The organism is Hyalangium minutum (assembly GCF_000737315.1).
Lineage (GTDB): Bacteria > Myxococcota > Myxococcia > Myxococcales > Myxococcaceae > Hyalangium > Hyalangium minutum.
This window is the reverse complement of record NZ_JMCB01000004.1, coordinates 1-20,533: the sequence shown is the minus strand read 5'-3', so window position 1 is coordinate 20,533 and position 20,533 is coordinate 1. Positions and strand designations below refer to the sequence as shown.

Genomic DNA, 20,533 nt, shown 5'->3' with positions numbered 1-20,533 from the left:
CATCACTCTCATTCGCGCCGCTGTCCGCGGCTCAGTTCGTCTGCTGCACGAGTTGGGACTCCGCGACCTCGAGGAGCTTCTCGACGAGGGCGGCGATCGTCGGGCTGCTCCACATCACCGTGGCGGGGAGACGGAAGCCCAACGCCTTCTCCAGCCGGTTGCGCAGCTCGAGCCCCATGAGGGAATCAATCCCGAAGCCTCGCAGCGGCGCCTCCACGCTGATCTTCTCACGATCCATCCGGAGGACGAGGCTCACCTGCTCGTGTACGAAGTCCAGCAGGCGCGCCTTGCGCTCTTCGGGTGCAACTCCGCTCAACAGCGTGCCCGCTCCGGCGCTCGCCCCCCCCGTGCTCCCCAAGGCGGCCACCACCTCCGAGAAGCGCGGCAGCGGGCTCACCCGGGACATCCATCCCGCCTCGGGCGGAGACGCGGGCAGGGCTCCAACTTGCGTCAGTCCGCTGCCGAGCGCCTCCGACAAGAGCGCTCGTGCCTGGCGCGCCGAGAGGTTCGCTGCCGCGCCCTTCTGGGCCTCCTCGGTTGCCACGGGTCCCAAATCCAGGCTGAGCCCAGGAAGACCCGCGAGGCGCCGGCGCTGCGCCAGTGCGTCGAGCACGGCCGTCATGGCGGAGACCGTTGGCGGGCTGGAGCGTCCGAGCGACGCGCCTCCCGACGAGAGCAGCACAAAGGTGTCGAGTGCCCTCCCACGCGTCAGGGTCTCCAGCGTCATCGCCGGGGTCACGCTCGGGCCCAGTGCGGACTCCAGCGCCTCGCGAGGCTCGGCGGCAGGGGCGTGGAAGAACCCCTTCCACCGGCGCCCGCGTCGCTCTCCCTCCTCGAGCAGGTGCGCCAGTTGGCTCGCATCCGTCAGCTCCACCCGCGCCCACTCCACATCCGCCCCCGCCACCTCGGCTTCCCGTGCCCCAGCGGCCAACGCTTCGAAAGTCCCCTCCCGAGGTGTGGCGAGCACGACGTGCCGGGCCCCCTCCTCCACCATCCACCGGAGGAGCCAGGCACCCATCGTGGGTGCATCGGTGACGAGGAGGTACGCCGCCTCCTTGGAGAGGCCAGCCCATGGACGCGCCGGAACCGAGACGAGCGCTCCCTCATCCTGCTGGATCGAGACGACGAGCTTGCCGACATGCTTCGCCATCGCCAGCGCGCGGATCGCCTCATTCGCCTTGGCCAGCGGCCAGACGTGCACCGGCAGCGGAGCCAGCGTGCCCTGATCGAGCGCCTGCGAGACCTGTCCCAGCAGCGAGCGGATCCGTCCCGGGCGCTCGCGCGCGAGCCCCAGCAGATCCACGACGTGGTACGAGATTCGCTTGCGCAGCAGGCCCAGGCTCAGCGTCCGATGCGCCGCATTCAGGTCCCGCTTGCCCAGGTCCACGAAGCGGCCATCCGACGCCAGGACCGAGAGCCCCTTTTCGATCGCCTCGCCCGCCAACGAGTTGAGGACGACATCCACGCCCTCGCCCTGAGTGGCCGCGAGGACCTCCTCGGCGAAGCGCAGCGAGCGCGAGTCCATCACCCGCGCCACGCCCTGCTCGCGCAGGAAGTCCCGCTTCTCCGGCGAGCTGGTGGTCGCGAAGACCTCCGCCCCCACCTGCCGGGCGATCCGCACCGCCGCGAGCCCCACGCCGCTGGCGGCACAGTGGATCAGGATCCGCTCTCCCTTCTGGAGCCGGGCGACCTCGTGCAGTGCGTGCCAGGCCGCCGTGAAGGCCATTCCGGAGGAGGCGGCCTGCTCGACCGTGAGCCCTCGCGGGCGGGCCACCACCTGCGCGGCCGGCACGGTGACGTACGCCCCGAGGCTCCCCGCAGCGAGCCCGAAGACCTCTTGCCCCACCTCAAGGCCCTCGACGCCCTCGCCCACCGCGATGACCTGCCCCGCACACTCCAGGCCCAGCACAGACTTCTCGCCCTCTTCGGCGGGGTACATCCCCAGGGCCTTCATGGCGTCACTGAAGTTGAGCCCCGCCGCATGCACGCGGAATTCCACCTCGCCCCGTCCTGGGGCGCGGCGCTCGCTCACGCGCAGGGAGAGGCTGTCGAGCTCGCCGGGCTTCTCCACCTCCAGGCGGAACGGCTGCTCGTGCGCGGGCACCTGCTGAAAGGCCAAGCCCGCGCCCGGCTGACGCAGTCGCGCGACGTACCGGGCATTGGGGCGAAGTACGATCTCATCCTCGGCCGAACCGGTGAGCAGCTCCCGGGAGGCGGACTCCAGCGTGTCCTCCGATCCCACGTCGAGTCGCGCGGACTTCACCTTGAACAGGCTCCGGCTCAGCCCCCAGACGCCTGACTGGGCGAGAGACACCGGCTCGCCCGCGACGCTCTGCGCCCCCTGGGTGATGAGCCACAGACGCGGCAGAGGATTCACCCCAGACCCTTGGAGGGCCTGGGCAATCGCCAGCAGATCCATGGAGTCGCGCCCCAGCGCCGAGCAGCTCTCCGCCACGTCCTCCGCTCCTGGAGTCGGCACACTCGACGCCAGGTACAGGACGCCTCGGCACGGCCCGGCGAGCGCCTCGCTCAAGAGCACACGGGCCCGATCGGTCACCCGGAGCGCCCCCGGCTCCGCGTAGAGCACCTTCTGGCCATGCGCCTCCAGCCTCTGGCCGAGGAGCCGGCCCCTGGCGAGCTCATGCGTGACGACGAGCCAGGTGCCGGGCTCCGGGCTGGTCGGCGCGGGCAGTGCCTCCGTGGCTTGCCACTCGTTGGCGAACAGCTTCGCCTCCGGGCGCTGGCCCCCTGCATCTCTCAGCTCGAGCCGCAGACCGCGCGCCTCCGCGATCAGCGCCCCCGCTTCATCGAGAATGCGCAGATCCGCCTCGAGCGTCCGCGCATCGATGGAGCGCACGCGCACATGGCTCCAGGCCTGCGTCACCGAGGAGGTCCCCACGGTCAACGCCTGGATCCTCGTCGGGAGTGGCACCCCGGGCTCCTCGTTCTCCAGCGTTGCCAGGGCGGCGCCGATACTCTGGAACGCGCCGTCGAGCAGCACCGGGTGCAAGGGCAGCCCTTCGGACGCGCGGGCGCTCCCAGCCGGAACGGAGAGCCGCGTGAGCGCCTCGCCCTGACCGAGCCAGATCTCCTGGATCGATCTCAGCCGTGGGCCGTTCGCGATTCCCCGCTGCTCCAGCTCTCCGTAGAACCCGTCGGCAGGCGCTGGCATCGAGCACCGTGCGCGCACGGCCTCAAGAGCCTCCTGCCCGAACACCTCGCCCATGTTCGCGCCCGAGCCGATCCTCCCCGACACGTGGACCGCCCAAGGCTCGCCCTCGCGGCGGCTCGCGGCGCGGAAGCTCGTGCGCCCTGCTCCTTCTTCGACGAGGGAGATCTGCAGCTCGCGCTCACCCTGAGGAGCTGCCTCGAGCGCCAGCGGGCCTCCGAACAAGAGCTCCTCCACGGCGTACTGCCCTGGACCGAGCGCCCGCCGCGCAGCCTCCAGGACCAGGAGCGGATAGATCGTCGCGGGGACCATCGGCAGCCCCTGGACGAGATGCTCCGCCAGGAAGCCGGCATCGCCCAGGCTCAACCATCTCCGCCAGGAGTGCAGCCGACTGTCCCCCGCTGACTCGAATCTCTCTCCGAGCAGCGCGCCTCCCATGGAGGCCCCTCGGGCCCGCCGCGCGTCCGCAGCCGGCGGATCCACCCAGTAGCGCTCCCGCTGGAACGGATAGGTCGGCAGCGGGACGACGCGGGCATTCGGGTAGAGCTTCGTCCAGTCGATCGGCGCACCTCGCACGTACAAGTCCCCCAGGGACTTCAGCAACGTGCGGCGGGCGGGCTGCTCTCGCCGGAGGCTGCCAAAGGCGTAGGCGGCGGTGGCACGCTCCGCGAAGATCTGCTCTATCGCGGGGAGCAGGATGGGGTGGGGGCTGATCTCCACGAACAGCGTGTGGCCGTCTGCCATCAACTTCTCGATGGTGTGCCAGAAGCGCACGGGCTCACGCAGGTTGTTCACCCAGTACGCGGGGTCGAGGCTCGTGCCGGGGCTCACCTCCCCCGTCACCGTGGAGTAGAGCGGGACCGCGCCCTGTCGCGGCTTGAGCTCGGCCAGGGCCGCCAGCAGAGGGCCTCGGAGCGGATCCATCTGAGGGCTATGCGAGGCCACCGTCACCTTCACACGGCGGCAGAAGATCCCCTCCCGCTCCAACTGCCCCAGCAACGTCTCGAGCGCGTCCGCGTTCCCGGATAGCACCGTGGAGCGTGGGCCATTGCTCACCGCCACAGCCAATCGATCCTCGAGGCCGCGCAGACGCTCCTGCGCCTCCTTCATCCCCAGCTCGACCACCGCCATGGCCCCCTGCCCGCTCACCTCTCGCAGCAGCTTGCTGCGGCGGCAGATGACCCGCGCCGCATCTTCCAGACTGAGCGCTCCAGCCACATGCGCGGCTGCCACCTCTCCCATGCTGTGCCCGATCACCGCGTCCGGCTCCAGGCCCCATGAGCGCCAGAGCGCCGCCAGCCCAACCTCCATGGCGAACAGCGCCGGCTGGATGACATCCATCCGCTCTGAAGGCTGCTCGGAACGCAGCTCATCCAGCAGAGACCAGTCCACGTGGGGGGCAAACGCCTCGGCGCATCGCTCCACCGCGCGCAGGAAGACCGGCTCCTGCTCGAGCAGATCCCGGCCCATGGCCGCCCACTGCGAGCCCTGCCCGGGGAAGACGAAGACCACCTTGCGTCGCGTCTCCTTGTCGCTCTGGCCCGAGGCCCCGAACGGATGCGGCGCTCCGCGAGACAGCGGCTCGAGCGCCGCCACCAGCTCCTCGTGCGTCTCTCCCACCACCGCCAGCCGGTGCTCGTGGTGCATGCGGCGCACGCTCGCCGCCGCTGCCAGCTCCGCCATCGAGGCCGCTTTGCCTCCCTGGAGGTGCGAGATGTACTCGGTGGCGAGCGCTCGCAGTGCAGGCTCGCCGCGTGCCGAGAGCACCAGCAGCTCAGGCCGAACCGGCTTGGGAGACCCGTGCTCCACGGGCGGCGCTTCTTCCACCACGATGTGCGCGTTCGTCCCGCTGGCGCCAAACGCGCTCACTCCCGCGATGAGCTTCGGGCGAGACCAGGGGGTCAGCCGCGTCGGCACATCGATCCCCAGCCCGCTCCAGTCCACCTGAGGCGTGCGCTGATGCAAGTGCAGATGCGGCGGAAGCGTGCGGTTCTGCAAGGAGAGGATGACCTTGATCAGGCCCGCGATGCCCGCCGACGGCTCCGTGTGCCCGATGTTCGTCTTCACCGAGCCGACGTACAGCGGGCTGTCCGCAGGCCGATCCTTCCCGTACACCGCGCTCAACGCGCGCAGCTCGATCGGGTCCCCCAGCGGGGTGCCGGTGCCGTGCGCCTCCACGTAGCTCACCTCGTGGGGCTGGACCTTGGCGTTCTCGAGCGCGTCGCGGATGACGCGCTCCTGCGCGTGCTTGTTGGGCACAGTCAGTCCGCTGCTGGGCCCGTCCTGGTTCACCGCCGTGCCCCGAATGACCGCCAGCACGTTGTCGCCCGCAGCCAGCGCATCCGACAGCCGCTTGAGGACCACGACCGCCACGGCCTCGCCGCGCACGAGCCCGTCCGCCGCAGTGTCGAACGTCCGGCAGCGCCCGGTGCCCGAGAGCACCCGCACCTTGGACATCACGATGTGCGAGAGGGGCATCAGCATCAGGTTGGTGCCCGCCGCCAGCGCCAGATCCGAGCCCCCCGCCCGCAGGCTCTGGCAGGCCAGGTGCACCGCGACCAGCGACGAGGAGCACGCCGTGTCCACCGCCATCGCCGGCCCCTGCAGTCCCAGCACATAAGAGGTGCGGCCCGCGGCGAAGTTCGGAGCGAGGCCCGTGAGGAAGTACGCGTCCAGCGACTCCATGGGCTCCCGCTCATGGATGAGCATGCCGTAGTCGCTGCTGGAGATACCCACGAAGACGCCTGTCTTCGTCCCGCTCAGGCGATCCGCGGGCAGCCCCGCACGCTCCAGCGCCTCCCACGCGCACTCGAGCAGGAGCCGATGCTGAGGATCCATGTGCACGGCGTCGCGCGGCGCGATGCCGAAGAAGGCCGCGTCGAAGCCATCCACCTTCCCCAGGAAGCCCCCGTGGCGCGAGTACGTCTTGCCGGGTGCGTCCGGATCCGGATCGAACCACTGCTCGTTGTCCCAGCGGTCGGGTGGGACCTCGGTGACCAGGTCCAAGCCCTCCGCCAGGTTGCGCCAGTAGCGCTCCGGCTCGTTCGCGCCGGGGAACCGGCAGCCGATGCCCACCACCGCGATAGGCGCATCACGGAACTGCTCCGCCTGCGTGAGCTTCGTCTGAAGCTCATCGATCTTGGAGAGTGCCTGCCGGAGCAGCGCCTTGCGCGCCTCCGCCGCGTTTGCCTCACTCATGGCTCGTCGCTCCCTTCCTCATCCCAGCTTCTGCAGCTTCGCCGCCAGGAGCTCGGCCAGCTCGTCTTCGGATGCGTCATCATCGTCCCCGGCCTGCACCACGCGCTCCTCCTCCCGGATGTGGAGCACGTTCTCGGAGAGGTGATTCGCCAGCGCCGCCGCCGTCGGGTGCTCGAAGGCGAGCACCGTGGGTAACCGTTCGCCCAGGGTCTTCCCGAGCTTCGTCATCAGCCGCACCGCCATCACCGAGTCCATTCCCAGATCTGCGAAGCGACGCGTGAGCCCCAAGGGCTGATCCGCGGGGAGCCCGAGCGCCTCGGTGACGTAGGCCACCACGGTCTCGGTCACCCGCTTGCGCGCGGCTTCGGGCGGCAGTGCCGCGAGTTGCTTGCGCCACTCCGCCGCGCCAGCGCTGGCTTGCGTGTCATCCACTCCCACACGCTCCAGGAGCTGGCGATCCCCGCGCGCCTCGTAGACGGGACGGAAGGAGGACCAGTCGATCGACGCGGCCATGCGGCTGGTGAAGCCCGCGGACAGAGCCCGGCTGGAGGACGCGAGGAGCTGTCCCGCGGTGAGCGGGGTGATCCCGAGTGCCTTCAGCGGCCCTACCTCCTCTCCCGGCCACGCGGCCACGAGGATGCTGGTGGTGGGCAGGGCCTCGTCGCGCCTGAGTGCCGCGAGCCCTTCGAGGAACTGGCTGGCAGCCGCCGTGGGGCCCTGGCCCACCCCTCCCAAGAGCGAGATCGCAGGCGAGCAGAGCAGCAGGAAGTCGAGGCTCCTGCCCCGCGTCGCCTCGTGCACGCCCCAGGCACTCAGGGCCGCCGCGCGGAACGGTGCTACGAGCGCCTCGGAGCCTGGCTGCCCCAGGGGTGTCGGGGCCCCTCCGGGAGGCAGGAGGTGCAGCACACCCGCGAGCGGCACCCGGAGTCCATCGAGGATGCGCGCCCAGGCGCTCCCGTCATGCAGGGAGGTCGCATCAAAGGAGATCGATGCCCCCTTGGCCCCCAACTCCCGGAGGCGCTCAGCGCTCTCCGCGTCTGGAGCCCCGCTCACGAGCAGATGCCGAGCGCCTTGCTCGACGAGCCAGGCCGCGGCTTCGCCTCCCAGTCCCGCCAGCCCCCCGGTGATCCAATAAGTGCGATCTCCCTGGATGCTGGGCAGCAGCGTGTCCTCCCCTACGGGAGAAGCCGTGACGCGTGCCACCCGGCGGGTCGAATGCCGGAACGCGATCTGCCTCTCGCCGTCCTGCTGGGTCAGCGCGTCCGCCAGCAGCGCCACATCTCCCACTGGCTCGGAGGGATCCAGGTCCACCAGGCCGCCCCACAGCGCCGCGTGCTCGACCGCGATCGTCCGGCCCAGGCCCCAGACGGGTGACTGCGCCAGTGAGATCCCAGCGGTCCCCAGGCGCTGGGCACCCCGGGTCACGAGCCAAAGCGGCGTCGAGCCCCGGCGCACGAGCACGGCGAGGGAGCGCAGGATGGAGTCCATCAGGACAGCCGCTCCGGAGGGCGGTGCTTCCCCACTGCTACCTGGAGCGAAGTCGAGGCTCCCCAGGTGAATGCACGCGCGGAACATCGCTCCGCCCTGGAACACGGCCAGCATTCCCTGCTCCATGTTGGCGCCGTTGGCAGGCACCACGACGCAGGAGTGGCCACGCGACTCGAGTTCCCGAGACAACCGCTGCCCGAACCCTGCCTGATCCGCAAGGATGAGGAATCGGTCATGGCCCGCCTCACGCTGGGGCTTGGAGGCCGCGACTTCCGGCCATGCCACTTCATAGAGGATGTTCGCGAGCGGCTCTTTCTCCCGCGGACGCCCTGCCGCCGCAGAGGCTGCGGCGCCTCGGCGCTCGGGTCCAGGAGCCAGCTCCAGCCAGTAGCGCTGCCGCTGGAACGGGTAGGTCGGCAGCGGCACGCACCGGCTGTCGGGGTACAATGAGCGGAAGTCCACCGGATACCCGCGGGTGTACAGGGCCCCCAGACCACGCAGCATCGCCATACGCTCGGGCTTCTCTCGCTGCAGGCTCCCGACAGCCCAGGCCCGGCCCTCCCCCACGTGCTCCACGGTCTGCTCAATGGACGGCACCAGGATGGGGTGAGGGCTGAGCTCGAGGAACAGCGAGTGCTCCGCCTCCACGAGGGCCTGGATGACTTGAGCGAACTGGACAGGCTCGCGCAGGTTTCGCACCCAGTACTCGGGCACCAGCTCCGAGCCCTCCACTACCTGGCCCGTCACCGTGGACCAGAGAGGCACTGTCCCCGCGCGCGGCTGGATCCCTTCCAGCGCGCGCAGCAGCGGCTCTCGGAGAGGGTCCACTTGCGCGCTGTGAGAGGCCACGTCCACCTTCACGCGCCGGCAGAAGATCTTCGCGGCCTCCAGCTTCGCGAGCAGCGACTCCAGGGCCTGCGAGTCCCCTGCCACCACGGACGAGCGGGGGCTGTTGCAGACCGCCAGAGACAGGGCTCCGCCGAAGGGCTCCAGCCACTCGCGCAGCTCGCGAGCGCCCAGCTCCACCATCGCCATCGCCCCACGCCCAGAGACCTCGCGCATCAGCCGGCTCCGGAGGCAGATGATGCGTGCCGCATCCTCCAGGCTCAGCGCTCCGGCCACACACGCCGCAGCCACCTCGCCCATGCTGTGCCCCACCACCGCGTCCGGCTCGATGCCCCACGCGCGCCACAGCGCGCCCAGCCCCACCGACATGGCGAACAGCATCGGCTGCACCATGTCGATGCGCTGGGGCGCCTCGGCGGCCTGGAACGCCTCGAGCAGCCGCCAGTCCGTGTGCGGCCGCATGGCCTCGTCGCACTGCTCCAGCACCCGGCGGAAGTCAGGCTCGCGAGCGAGCAGCTCTCGCCCCATGCCCAGCCACTGCGAGCCCTGTCCCGGGAACACGAAGACGGTTCGCGGGCGCGATCCTCCTTCGCTCGCTCCGGCAATGGCGCTCGGGTGACTGCCTCTCTGGCGGAAGGACTCCAAGGCCTCCAGCACCTCCGCCTTGGTACCGCCCATCACCGCGAGCCGGTGCTCATGATGGGCACGGCGGGTGGCGGCCATTCCCGCCACGTCCTTCAGCGGTAGGTCCGAGGCGCGCAGATGCTCCGCATAGGCCGTCACGAACGCCGCCAGGGCGGGCTCGGAGCGCGCCGACAGAACGAGCAACTCCTCTCGCGCTCCCTCTGGAGCCTTGGCCGGCTCCTCGATTCCCAGCTCCGCCGGGCCCGGCGCCTCTTCCAGGATGACATGCGCGTTGGTGCCTGCCAGACCGAACGCGCTGACCCCCGCGATCCGCCGGCCCTGCAGGGGCTGCCAGGGGAGGAGCGTGGTGGGGATCTTCGCAGGAATGGCGTCCAGGTTGATGTGCGGGCTGAGAGACTTGAAGTTCAGATGAGGAGGGATCTCCTGGTGCTGGAGCGCCAGGGCCACCTTGATCACTCCCGCCACACCCGCAGCCGCCTCCAGGTGGCCCAGGTTCGTCTTCACCGAGCCGATCATCAGCGGCGCCTCGGCCGTGCGCCCGGCGGAGAGCACCGCGGTCGCCGCGCGCACCTCGATCGGGTCGCCCAGCGGCGTTCCGGTGCCGTGCGCTTCGAGGTAGCTCACCTGGGAAGGCAGAGTCTGGCTCGTCGCCAGTGCCTCGCGGAGCAGCATCTGCTGGGCATGCACGTTCGGCTGGCTGAAGCCACCTCCCCGGCCACCGTGGTTCACCGCGGAGCCGCGCACGACGGCGACGACGCGATCCCGATCCCGTAGCGCGTCCGACAGCCGCTTGAGCACGAGCACGCCGCAGCCATCACCGCGCACGTACCCGTCCGCCGACGCATCGAACGTCTTACACTTTCCATCCGGAGCCAGCGCGCCAAGCTTCGACATCATCACCGAGAGGCCCGGAGCGAGGATGAGGTTGACGCCGCCCGCGAGCGCCATGTCGCACTCGCGCTGGCGCAGGCTCTGGCTGGCCAGGTGGATGGCCACGAGCGAGGAGGAGCACGCCGTATCCAGCGCCACCGACGGGCCGTGGAGACCGAGCACGTACGAGAGGCGCCCGACGGCGTTGCTGAAGCCGTTACCCGTGGCGAAGTGGCCCTCCAGCTCGGCCATGTCTCCCGCGCCGAGGTAGTCGTTGTTGAGGAAGCCCATGAAGACGCCCGTCTTGCTGCCCGTGAAGCGCGCGGGCGGCTGGCCAGCGTCCTCCAGGGACTCCCAGGCGACCTCCAGCAGGAGCCGGTGCTGCGGGTCCATGCACTTCGCCTCACGTGGCGAGATGCCGAAGAAGCCCGCGTCGAACTCCGCCGCCCCATCCAGGAAGCCGCCTCGGCGGGTCCGCATCTTCCCGGGCGCCTCGGGATCAGGGTCGTACCAGGCCTCCTTGTCCCAGCGCTCGGCGGGGACCTCCTGGATTCCCTCGATGCCGTCACGCAGCAGGCGCCAGAACTGCTCAGGGTTGCGAGCCCCGCCAGGGAAGCGGCACCCCATGCCGACGATGGCAATGGGCTCCGCGGCAAGCAGTGGCAGCTCGCGCCGGGAAGCGCGCACCTGCGTGGCGAGAGAGGCCAGCCTCACGGGCGGCAGTGCAGCGGCTGGCAGCCTGCCCGCGAGGACTGCCTGGATCGCATCGTCATCCGTGCGCACCTCGGGAGTCTGAGGGGCTGGCTGCACGGGCTCGGCGGAAGTGGCCGCCGGGGCTTCTGCCTCCGGACCTGGCCCCAGATCCGCAAGCAAGGCGGTCGTGAGGGCCTCGAGGTTCGGGTGCTCGAACGCGAGCGAGGCGGGGAGACTCTTCCCCAGCGCCTGCTGGAGCGCGGTGCGCAGTTCGACCGCCATCAGCGAGTCGAACCCCATGTCGAAGAAGCTCTGGCCCGGATCGATGCGAGTGCCCTTCGCGAGTCCCAGCACCCGGCGCACCTCTGTCGTGAGGAACGTCTGGAGCAGGTCCCGGCGCTGCCGGGCAGGCGCAGCCAAGAGCTTCTGCACGAACTGTCCCGCGGGCTCGGTGGACGCGGGACGCTCCTTCGGGGCCCAGGCAGCGAGCAGCGAGCGCCCTTTGACGGGCAGGAGGGCACTCAAGGTCGTCCAGTTCACGGCGGCGATGACCAGCCGCGCGCGCTCCTCCTGGAGACAAGCGCCGAGCGCCTCCAGCGCCGCCTCGGGCGGAAGCGGAGTGATGCCTCGCACGGAGAGGGAGCGCTGATGGGAGACTGCCATGCCCACCTCTCCCCACGGGCCCCAGCCGATACTCAACGCCGGGAGTCCAAGCCTCCGGCGCTCCTGCGCGAGCGCGTCCAGGCACGCATTGGCGGCGGCATAGTTGGCCTGGCCGGGAGAGCCGACAACCGATGCCAGCGAGGAGAAGAGGATGAAGAAGTCCAGCTTCCTCTCCGCCGTCAGTCCATGCAGGTTCAGCGCTCCGAGGACCTTGGGCGCGAAGGTGGCTCGGAGGTGCTCTTCGGATTGCTTCACCAGCGCGGCGTCGCTCAGCACGCCCGCGGCATGCGCCACGCCCGCGACAGGGGGCATGGAGGCCTCGAGCTCGCTCCAGGTGCGCGCCAGAGCCTCCCGGTCAGACACGTCCACCTGGACCGCACGCACGCGAAGGCCGCGCTGCTCGTAGCTCGCCAGCTCCGCTCGCACCGCCTCGGACGGAGCCGAGCGACCGAGCAGCACGAGCGAACGGGCCCCCTGCTGGATCCACGCACGCGCCAGGCGCCAGCCGATGCCTCCAAGGCCACCGCTGATGACATAGGTCGCGTCCGGCTTGATCGCGACACGCTGAGCGCCCCGGGCCTGCCGGTAGCGCTCCATCCGCGGGGCCAGGACGGCGTCGCCGCGCAGCGCGAGCTGGTCCTCCTCCCCGCCCACCAGATCGAGCACCCGCAGGACCTGCTCGGGACGGCTCGTGGGCTCCAGATCGATCACGCCACCCCAGAGCTCGTTCAGCTCCGCGGCGACGTTGCGGCCAAGCCCCCAGAGACCCGCCTGGGAGATCGACACCGCATGGCTGCTGGCACCGACCGCTTGCGCACCCTCCGTGAGCCACCACAGGCGCGGTGCCCGCTTCCACCGCACTCCCGACAGCGCCTGTGTGGTGGCCAGCGCGCGCGCCGTCACCTCGACCGGCCCGCCCTCATCGAGCGCGAACAGCGAGACGACATACGCGACGGAGGCCTCCTCACCCAGCGCATGGGAGATCGCTTGCCGGATCTCCTCGGCGCTGCCCGGGTTCACTTCATAGATATCGGGAGCCACTTGGCGCCACGCATTGCCCGAGATGAGCCGCACGGCACGCCCACCCCGCCGCTGCACCTCGGCCGCGAGCCGCTCACCGAGCCCACGCCGGTCCAGGCAGAAGACCCACGGCGCGGATGCCGAGAGATCCGCTCCCGAAGCGGGAGGAAGCTCACGGGCCTGCCACTTCACCTCGTAGAGCCACTCGTTCCACGTCTCCTTCAGCAGGAGCAGCTCCTCCCGCGCGACCTTCTTCAGCCGGACCCCGCTGAGCTCGAGCACCTTCCGGCCCGACGCATCGAGCACCTGCACATCGCCACGAACGAACGCGCCCCCAGCCGTCACCTGGGTGGAGGCATGGCACCAGAGCGCTCCGTCGGCAGGCCCGTGGACTCGCACACGCTCGATGCTGAGCGGCATGTACGCGTTCCCCAGATCCGCGCCGCTCAACGAGGCCCCCATGAGCTGGAAGCAACTGTCGATCAGCGTCGGAGGCACTCCTGGATCCACAGCCAGCGACGCGGGCTGCTCCAGCCGAGCCAGGGCCTCGGACGGCCCCCGCCACAACGCCGAGATCCAACGGAAGGACGGCCCGAGCGACATGCTCGCGGGCTCATGAGCGCCGGACGCGCCCCACACTCCGGCCAGGGCCTCGGAGGGCACGGCCTCCTGGGCACACCGGGTGCGCAGCCCGTCCACATCCGACACGGCCGCGACCCCCTTCTGATCCAGGGAGGCCACGGCGGAGGCATGCGATGTCCACTGCGGCGAGGCTTCATCGCCGCTCACGCTGGCCAGCTCGATGCGGGCTCCGCCGCCTTCCCTCGGGGCCACCGAGATGTCGACCCGCTGCTCCGACGCGAGGGTGAGGGCACGTGCGAACACCACGTCCTCAAGCCCTCGCGCACCACTCGCGCGCTCGGCCGCGGCGAGGAAGGCGGACACGTAGAAGGCGGCCGGGACCACCACCTCCCCGAAGATGCGATGTTCCCCGAGGTAGGACGGAGACTCGGGGCTCAGCCGATGGGCGAAGTGGACCTCGCGCCCGGGCAGCACGAGCCTCTCGCCCAGCAGGGGATGAGCGGAAGCGGGCCGTGCAACGGCTGTGGACGGCAACGGGGCCGCCTGCATCCAGTGCCGCTGGCGATCGAAGGGATAGGTGGGCAGGACGACCCGGCGCCGGGCGAAGGGCTTGTCGAAGGCCTGCCAGTCGAGCTTCACGCCTCGCGCGTAGAGCTGCGCGACGGCCTGCATGAGGACCCGCCCCTCTTCCTGCCCCTTGCGCAGCGAGGGAATGGAGGTGGCCTCACTGGCGATGGCCGAGACCGAGCCCAACAGGACCGGGTTCGGCCCGATCTCGATCCACAGCTCACAGCCCTGCTCGCTGGCCGCGCGCACGCAATCGACGAACCGCACCGGCTCGCGGATCTGCCGGCGCCAATAGGCGGCGCCGCCAAAGTCCGCCTCCGCCCGGGCCCCCGTCAGGTTGGTGACCCAGGCCAGGCTCGGCGCGCGGAACTTCACCTGGGAGGCCTCGCGCTCGAAGGCATCCAACATGGGCTCCATCAGGTCCGAGTGGAACGCATGCGAGACGTTCAACGGTTTGACCTTCACGCCATCCGCGGCCAGCGCCTTCGCGGCCTCGTCCACCAGCGCACGGCGCCCCGACAGCACCAGGCTCTGCGGCCCGTTGATCGCCGCGATGGAGATCTCCCTGCCCAGGCGGGCCAGCAGCGGCTCCACGAGCGCGGGCTCCGCCTGCACGGCCAGCATCGCTCCTTCGGCCTCGAGCGCCTGCATCATCCGCGCCCGTACGGCGATCAATCGGGCGGCGTCCTCCAGGGACGTCACCCCCGCCGCGCACGCCGCCGCGTACTCGCCCACGCTGTGGCCGATGACGACATCCGGCTCCACGCCCCAGGAGCGCCACAGCTCGCAGAGCGCGTACTCCAGCGCGAAGAGGGCGGGCTGGGTGTACCGCGTCTGATCCAGCTCTGCGGTATGGGTGCCCCACATCACGTCCAGGAGTGGATGCGGCAGCTCCTTCTTCAGCAGCGCCGCGCAGCGATCCAGCGCCTCCCGGAAGACGGGCTCCGTCTCATACAACCCCCGGCCCATGCCCGCGTACTGTGAGCCCTGCCCTGTGAACAGGAAGGCCACCTTCGGGCGGCGCGAAGCGGCGGGCAGGCTCCCGGTGACACCGGTTCCGCCCTCCGCGCCCCATGACCGCAGTTGCTCACGCAGCTCTTCGACCGTCTCCGCCACGAAGGCCGCGCGCTGGGCGAAGTGGGTCCGTCCCGCATGGGACGTGAAGCACACGTCGCCCAGGTTCTCTCCGCGCGAGCCCGCCAGGTGCTCCGCCACCCGCGTGGCCTGGCTGCGCAGCGCCCCGTCGGACATCGCCGAGAGCGTCAGCAGGTGGTGCTTGCGCTCGATGGGGGAGACCGTCCGCGCCGCCGGGTTCCGGGGTGCCTCCTCCAGGAGAACGTGAGCGTTGGTGCCACTCATGCCAAACGAGCTCACCCCCGCAAAGCGCGGGTTGGCGCCCGCCTTCCACGGCTGAGGCGAGGAGGCGATCTTGAACGGCGTTCCCTCGAGAGAGATGCGCGGGTTGAGGGCCTGGAAGTGCAGTTGGCGCGGAATGGCCTCGTGCTGGAAGGCGAGCACCACCTTGATGAGACCCGCGACCCCCGCTGCGGCCTCGAGGTGACCGATGTTGGTCTTCACTGAGCCAATGGCACACGTCGAGCCATCCGCCCGGGGCGTCCCCAGCACCGACTTGAGCGCCTCCAGCTCGATGGGATCTCCGAGCGAGGTGCCCGTGCCGTGGGCCTCCACGTAGCCGATCTGCTCGGGCTTCACGCGAGCGCTCTCCAACGCCTTGCGCAGGAGCGCCTGCTGCGAGAGCACGTTGGGGGCCGTGAGGCCCGTGGAGCGTCCATCCTGGTTGATCGCCGAGCCTCGGATGACGGCCCAGATGGGATCTCCGTCGCGCTCGGCATCCGAGAGCCGCTTGAGCACGAGCATGCCGCAGCCCTCGCCACGGGCGTAGCCGTTGGCGCGAGCATCGAAGGACTTGCAGCGTCCGTCGGGCGCCAGGGCCTGGGTGCGCCCCAGGAGGAACATGCTCGCGGGAGAGAGGATGAGGTTCACGCCGCCCGCAAGCGCCAGATCGCTCTCGCGTCCGCGCAGGCTCTGGCACGCGAGATGGACCGAGACGAGCGAGGACGAGCAGGCCGTGTCGATGGACATGCACGGGCCCTGCAGGCCCAGCACGTACGAGAGCCGGCCCGCCGCCACGCTGACCATGTTCCCGGTGACGACGTAGGCGTCCACCTCCGACGGGTCTCTCCCCAGGAGCTGGCGCTGGTAATCGAGCGAGCAGATCCCCACGTACACGCCCGTGCGGCTGCCGCTGAGGCTGGACGGGGCATAGCCGGCGGACTCGATCGCCTCCCAGCTCACCTCCATCAGCAGGCGCTGCTGCGGATCGAGGCGAGCGGCCTCGCGCGGGGAGATGCCGAAGAACGGGGCGTCGAAGCCGTCCACCGAGTCGAGCAGCCCGGCCCAGGAGGCCAGGGGCTCGGGAAAGGCCGGATCGCGCTCCCAGCGCTCGGGCGGGATCTCGCGGACGGCGTCCGTGCCGGACTCGAGCAGGCGCCAGAAGGACTCCGGGTCGTTGGCGCCGCCGGGGAAGCGGCAGGACAAGCCCACGATGGCGATGGGCTCGGACTTCTCGCGCTCGGCGGCGGAGAGCTTCGCGTTCGCCTTCTTCAGCGCAAGCAGCGCCTGATCGAGCGGCGCCATCGAGGGAGGATTCGTCGGTTGATTCCCAGACACGGAGGGCTCCTTGTGCTACTCGAGCAGCTTTTGCAGAGACGCGAGTTCCTCTTGGAGGAGGGCGGACTTCTCCTCCTCCGAGAGCTGCTGAAGCTGCTGTGCTTCTGTCTCTTCACGCGCTTTTTCTGCGGCGGCCTGGGCCGCTTCCGGCACGGGGGCGGGTGCCAGTTCCAGTCTTCCGATGAGGTAGTCGGTGAGCGCCGCGACGTGGGGGTAGGTCCACGCCAGGGTCGCTGACAATGTGACGCCCAGCTTGGCCTCCAGTCGGTTGCGCAGCTCCAGGCCCATCAGCGAGTCGATGCCCAGCGCCTTCAGGGGCGTCTCCCGCTCGATGCGCGACGGCTCCAGCCGGAGCACCGCCGCCGCCTGCTCCCGCACCAGCGACTCCATGATCACGGGCAGCTCGGCCGCGCTCGCCGCGCGGAGGCGCTCGACGAGCTCCGTGTCGCCCTTGGGCGCGGCGGTCTTCGTCTGCAACAGCCCCTTGAAGCGCGCCATCGTCGCCAGGTGCGGATAGAACTCCAGCCACTGGCGCGCATCGAGCGGCACCACGCCCACCTGGGCCTCCTCGCCGCGCAGCAGCTCGCCCAACACCTGCCAGCCCTGCTGCGGGGTCAGGTTGTTCATGCCTCGCTGCGCGATGCGCTCGCCCCGGTTGGCCTGCGCCGCGGCCATGCCCACTTCCGCGAACGCTCCCCACTGCACGCTCACGCACGGCAGCCCCTGCGCTTTGCGGTACTCCGCCAGCCCATCCATGAACGCATTGCCCATCGCGTAGTTGCTCTGCCCAGGCGAGCCCAACAGCGACGCCGCTGACGAGTACATCACCACGAAGTCCAGCTCCTTCCCCCTCGTCGCCTCGTGCACGTTCCACCCACCGCCCACCTTCGGCCCCAGCACTCGCCTCACCTTCTCTGCCGTCTGCTGCTCCAGCAACCCGTCCTCCACCACTCCCGCCGCGTGCACCACTCCCTTCAACGGTCCCATCCCCTCCGCCACCTCCACCGCCTTCCTCACCTCTTCCACCTTCCCCACGTCCCCCCGGCTCACCTCCACTCGCGCTCCTCGGGCCCTCAGCTCCTCCACCTGACCCCGCTGCTCCTCACTCTCCGCCCCGGCCCGCCCCATCAGCACCAACCGCCTCGCTCCCTGCTCCACGAGCCACTTCGCCACGGACAGGCCCAACCCCCCCAATCCTCCCGTCACCAGGTAGCTGCTCTCCTCCGTCAGCAGCTCTGCCCCTGCCTTGACGGAGATGGAGACATCCGGCTCCGTCACATCCACCACCAGCTTTCCGATGTGGCGTCCCTGCGCCATCGTCCGGAACGCGTCCGCCGTCCGCGAGGCAGGGAAGGTCTGCGTGGGCAGCGGCCGCAGCTCACCGCGCGCGAACACGTCCATCATCTCGCGGAAGACTTCCTGGAAGCGATCCTTGCGCCGGTCGCCGAACCCGAGCAGGTCCACCGCGTGATACGAGATGCGCTTGCGGAAGACCGCGAGGCTCAGCGTGCGATCGTCCGAGTAGATGTCCTTCTTCCCGAGCTCGAGGAAGCGCCCGTCGTACGCGAGGACCGACAAGCTCTTCTCGATGGCCTCGCCCGCGAGTGAGTTGAGGACCATGTCCACGCCCTCGCCTTGAGTGGCCGCGAGGACCTCCTCGGCGAAGCGCAGCGAGCGCGAGTCCATCACGTGCTCGATACCCAGCTCGCGCAGATAGGCGCGCTTCTCCTCGGAGCCCGCGGTGGCCAGGATCTTCGCACCGGCACGCTGGGCGATCTGCACCGCGCACAGGCCCACGCCGCTCGCCGCCGAGTGGATGAGGATGCGCTCACCCTTGCGGAGCTGTCCCAGGGTGTGCATCGCGTACCAAGCCGTGAGGAAGGTGATCGGGACGCCTCCCGCCTCCAGCGAGTTCATGCCCGCGGGGCGTGGGGCGACATACTGCACCGCAGTGGTCACATGCGTGCCGAAGCAGTACGGCCCCATGGCGACCACCTGCTGGCCCACCGTGAAGCCCTCCACTCCCGGGCCCACGGCATCAATATAACCCGAGCACTCTCCACCCAACGGAATGGGGCCATCGCCCAGCCCCGGGTAGATGCCCATCGCCTTCATCACGTCGATGAAGTTCAGGCCCGCGGACTCCACCCGGACTCGCACTTCACCAGGGCCCGGCTGGCGCACCGCGCACTCACGCAGCGTCAGCCGGTCCAGCACACCGGGCTCATCCAGCTCCAACCGGAACGCCCTCGCGCCGGCCTTCTCCTTCCGCTCGGCGCGGCGCACCGACTGGGTCTTCTCGAGCCGGCCCACGTACGTGCCCGCCTCGCGCAGCACCAGCTCCTCTTCCTGGGGATTGGCCAGCAACTGCCTCACCAGCAGCGACTCTCCTCCGGCCGAGGCCACATCCACCCGGGTACACACCAGCTCTGGATGCTCCATCGCCAGCGTCCGGCCCAGCCCCCACAGCCCGACCTGTCCCAGCGAGGCCACGGTGGCGTCTCCCTCGACGCGCTGCGCTCCCTGCGTCACCAGCCACAGCCGCGGCGCTTGGCGCCAGCGCTTCTGGCCCATGGCCTTCACCAGCGCCTGCACCCTCAGGAACGCCTTCTCCTGCCCTGCCACCACCTCCTCAGCGCTGCTGTTTTCCCGCACCACCACGTCCAGGCCGTGGCACATCACCACGCCTCGACCCTCATCACCGAAGGCCTGCTCCAGCGCGGACTCCACCGGCACGCTGGCCGTGGGCTTCCAAGCCACCACCTGCTGGCCTCGCGCCTCCAACTGCCGGGCGACTCGCTCGGCCCACCCGCCCTCGTCCAGCACCACCATCCAGCGGCCCGGCTTCGCGTCCTCCGCCGCCTCCTCCTGCTTGAGCCAACGCTGCACCAGCAGGGGCAGCGCCTCCTGCTTTCCGGCCTGCGTGCCTCCCAGCGGCGCCATGCGCAGCCCGCGCACTTCGGCCACCAGCTGGTCCGCGTCGTTGCGCAGCTCGATGTCTGCCTCGAGTCCTTCGGCTCCCTTGCTCACGCGCGCGTAGCCCCACATGCGCGGAGACACTTCACGGTACACCCTCACCCGCGACAGCAGCACAGGCAGCGAAGGCGCCGCATCCTCAGATCCCGCCGAGGCCCGGCCCGCCAGCTGCAGCGCCGCATCCAGCACCGCCGGGTGCAGCCGGTATGCCTTGTCCTGCACTACGGCCGTCGGCACCTCCAAGCGCCCCAGCGCTTCCCCTGTGCCGCTCCACAGCTCGCGCAGGCCCTGGAACGCGGGCCCGTACTCGAGGCCTACCTCGGCCAACTCCTTGTAGTACCCCTCCGCGGGTCGTCCCTCGCCGAGCCGCGCTCGGAGAGTCTCCAGCGCCTCGAGCTGCACCGGCTGCTCCGCCACACGCCTCACTCGCCCGCTGGCGTGCAGCGTCCACTGCGCCTCGCCCTCTGCCTGGCTGCTGACACGGAAGCTGCCCTCCGCCGGCCCCTCCACCGTCAGCGCCACCTGCACGCGCCGACCGCTCTCTCCCAGCACCAGCGCCTCTCGGAACCTCACTTCTTCCAGCTCGTACGCGCCCTCCTGCCCAAACGCCTCCTTCGCCGCCCACAGCCCCATCTCCACGTACCCGGTTCCTGGCACCACCACCGCTCCGCCCACACGGTGATCCTTGAGGTACGCCACTCGCGCAGCGCTCAGCGTGCCCTCCCAGAAGCGCATTCCCTGCTGCGTCGACACACTGAATGCTGCTCCAGCAAGCGGGTGTCCTGCCCCAGCTCGCACCAGCCCTGCGCCTGACGACGCACCTGCGGCCGTGCCCGAGGGCGCCGCATCCATCCAATATCTCTCGTGCTGCCAGGGGTAGGTCGGCAGCGGCACGTACCGGCCCTGACTCTCGGGCCCCTTGCTCCACTCCACCCGCCCTCCCCACGCATACACACTCCCCAGCCCTTCCAGCAGCGCCCTCCTCTCCCCCTGCTGCCTCCTCAGGCTCCCCACCACCCTCACCCTCTCCTTCGCACCTGCCTCCTCCACCACCTGCTGCATCACCGCCATCAACACCGGGTGCGCGCTCACCTCCACCACCACGCTCCTCCCTCCTCCCATCGC

At 70.2% G+C, this 20,533-nt stretch carries 3 protein-coding genes; all 3 read right to left on the bottom strand.

Annotated features, from left to right (window positions below):
- Positions 1-31 precede the first annotated feature (31 nt).
- Genes DB31_RS11575 through DB31_RS11565 form a run of 3 tightly spaced genes read right to left on the bottom strand, consistent with a single transcriptional unit; the run spans position 32 to position 20,512 of the window.
- Positions 32-6,367: a type I polyketide synthase gene (locus DB31_RS11575; protein WP_044186419.1), complete on the bottom strand. Its 6,336-nt coding sequence runs from the start codon at positions 6,365-6,367 to the stop codon at positions 32-34.
- 18 nt (positions 6,368-6,385) lie between these two features.
- Positions 6,386-16,432, bottom strand: a complete 10,047-nt coding sequence (locus tag DB31_RS11570) for a type I polyketide synthase (RefSeq protein ID WP_240486651.1) — start codon at positions 16,430-16,432, stop codon at positions 6,386-6,388.
- Between the two features lie 15 nt (positions 16,433-16,447).
- Positions 16,448-20,512, bottom strand: coding sequence for an SDR family NAD(P)-dependent oxidoreductase (locus DB31_RS11565; RefSeq protein WP_169787037.1), 4,065 nt, complete (start codon positions 20,510-20,512; stop codon positions 16,448-16,450).
- Positions 20,513-20,533: the final 21 nt, after the last annotated feature.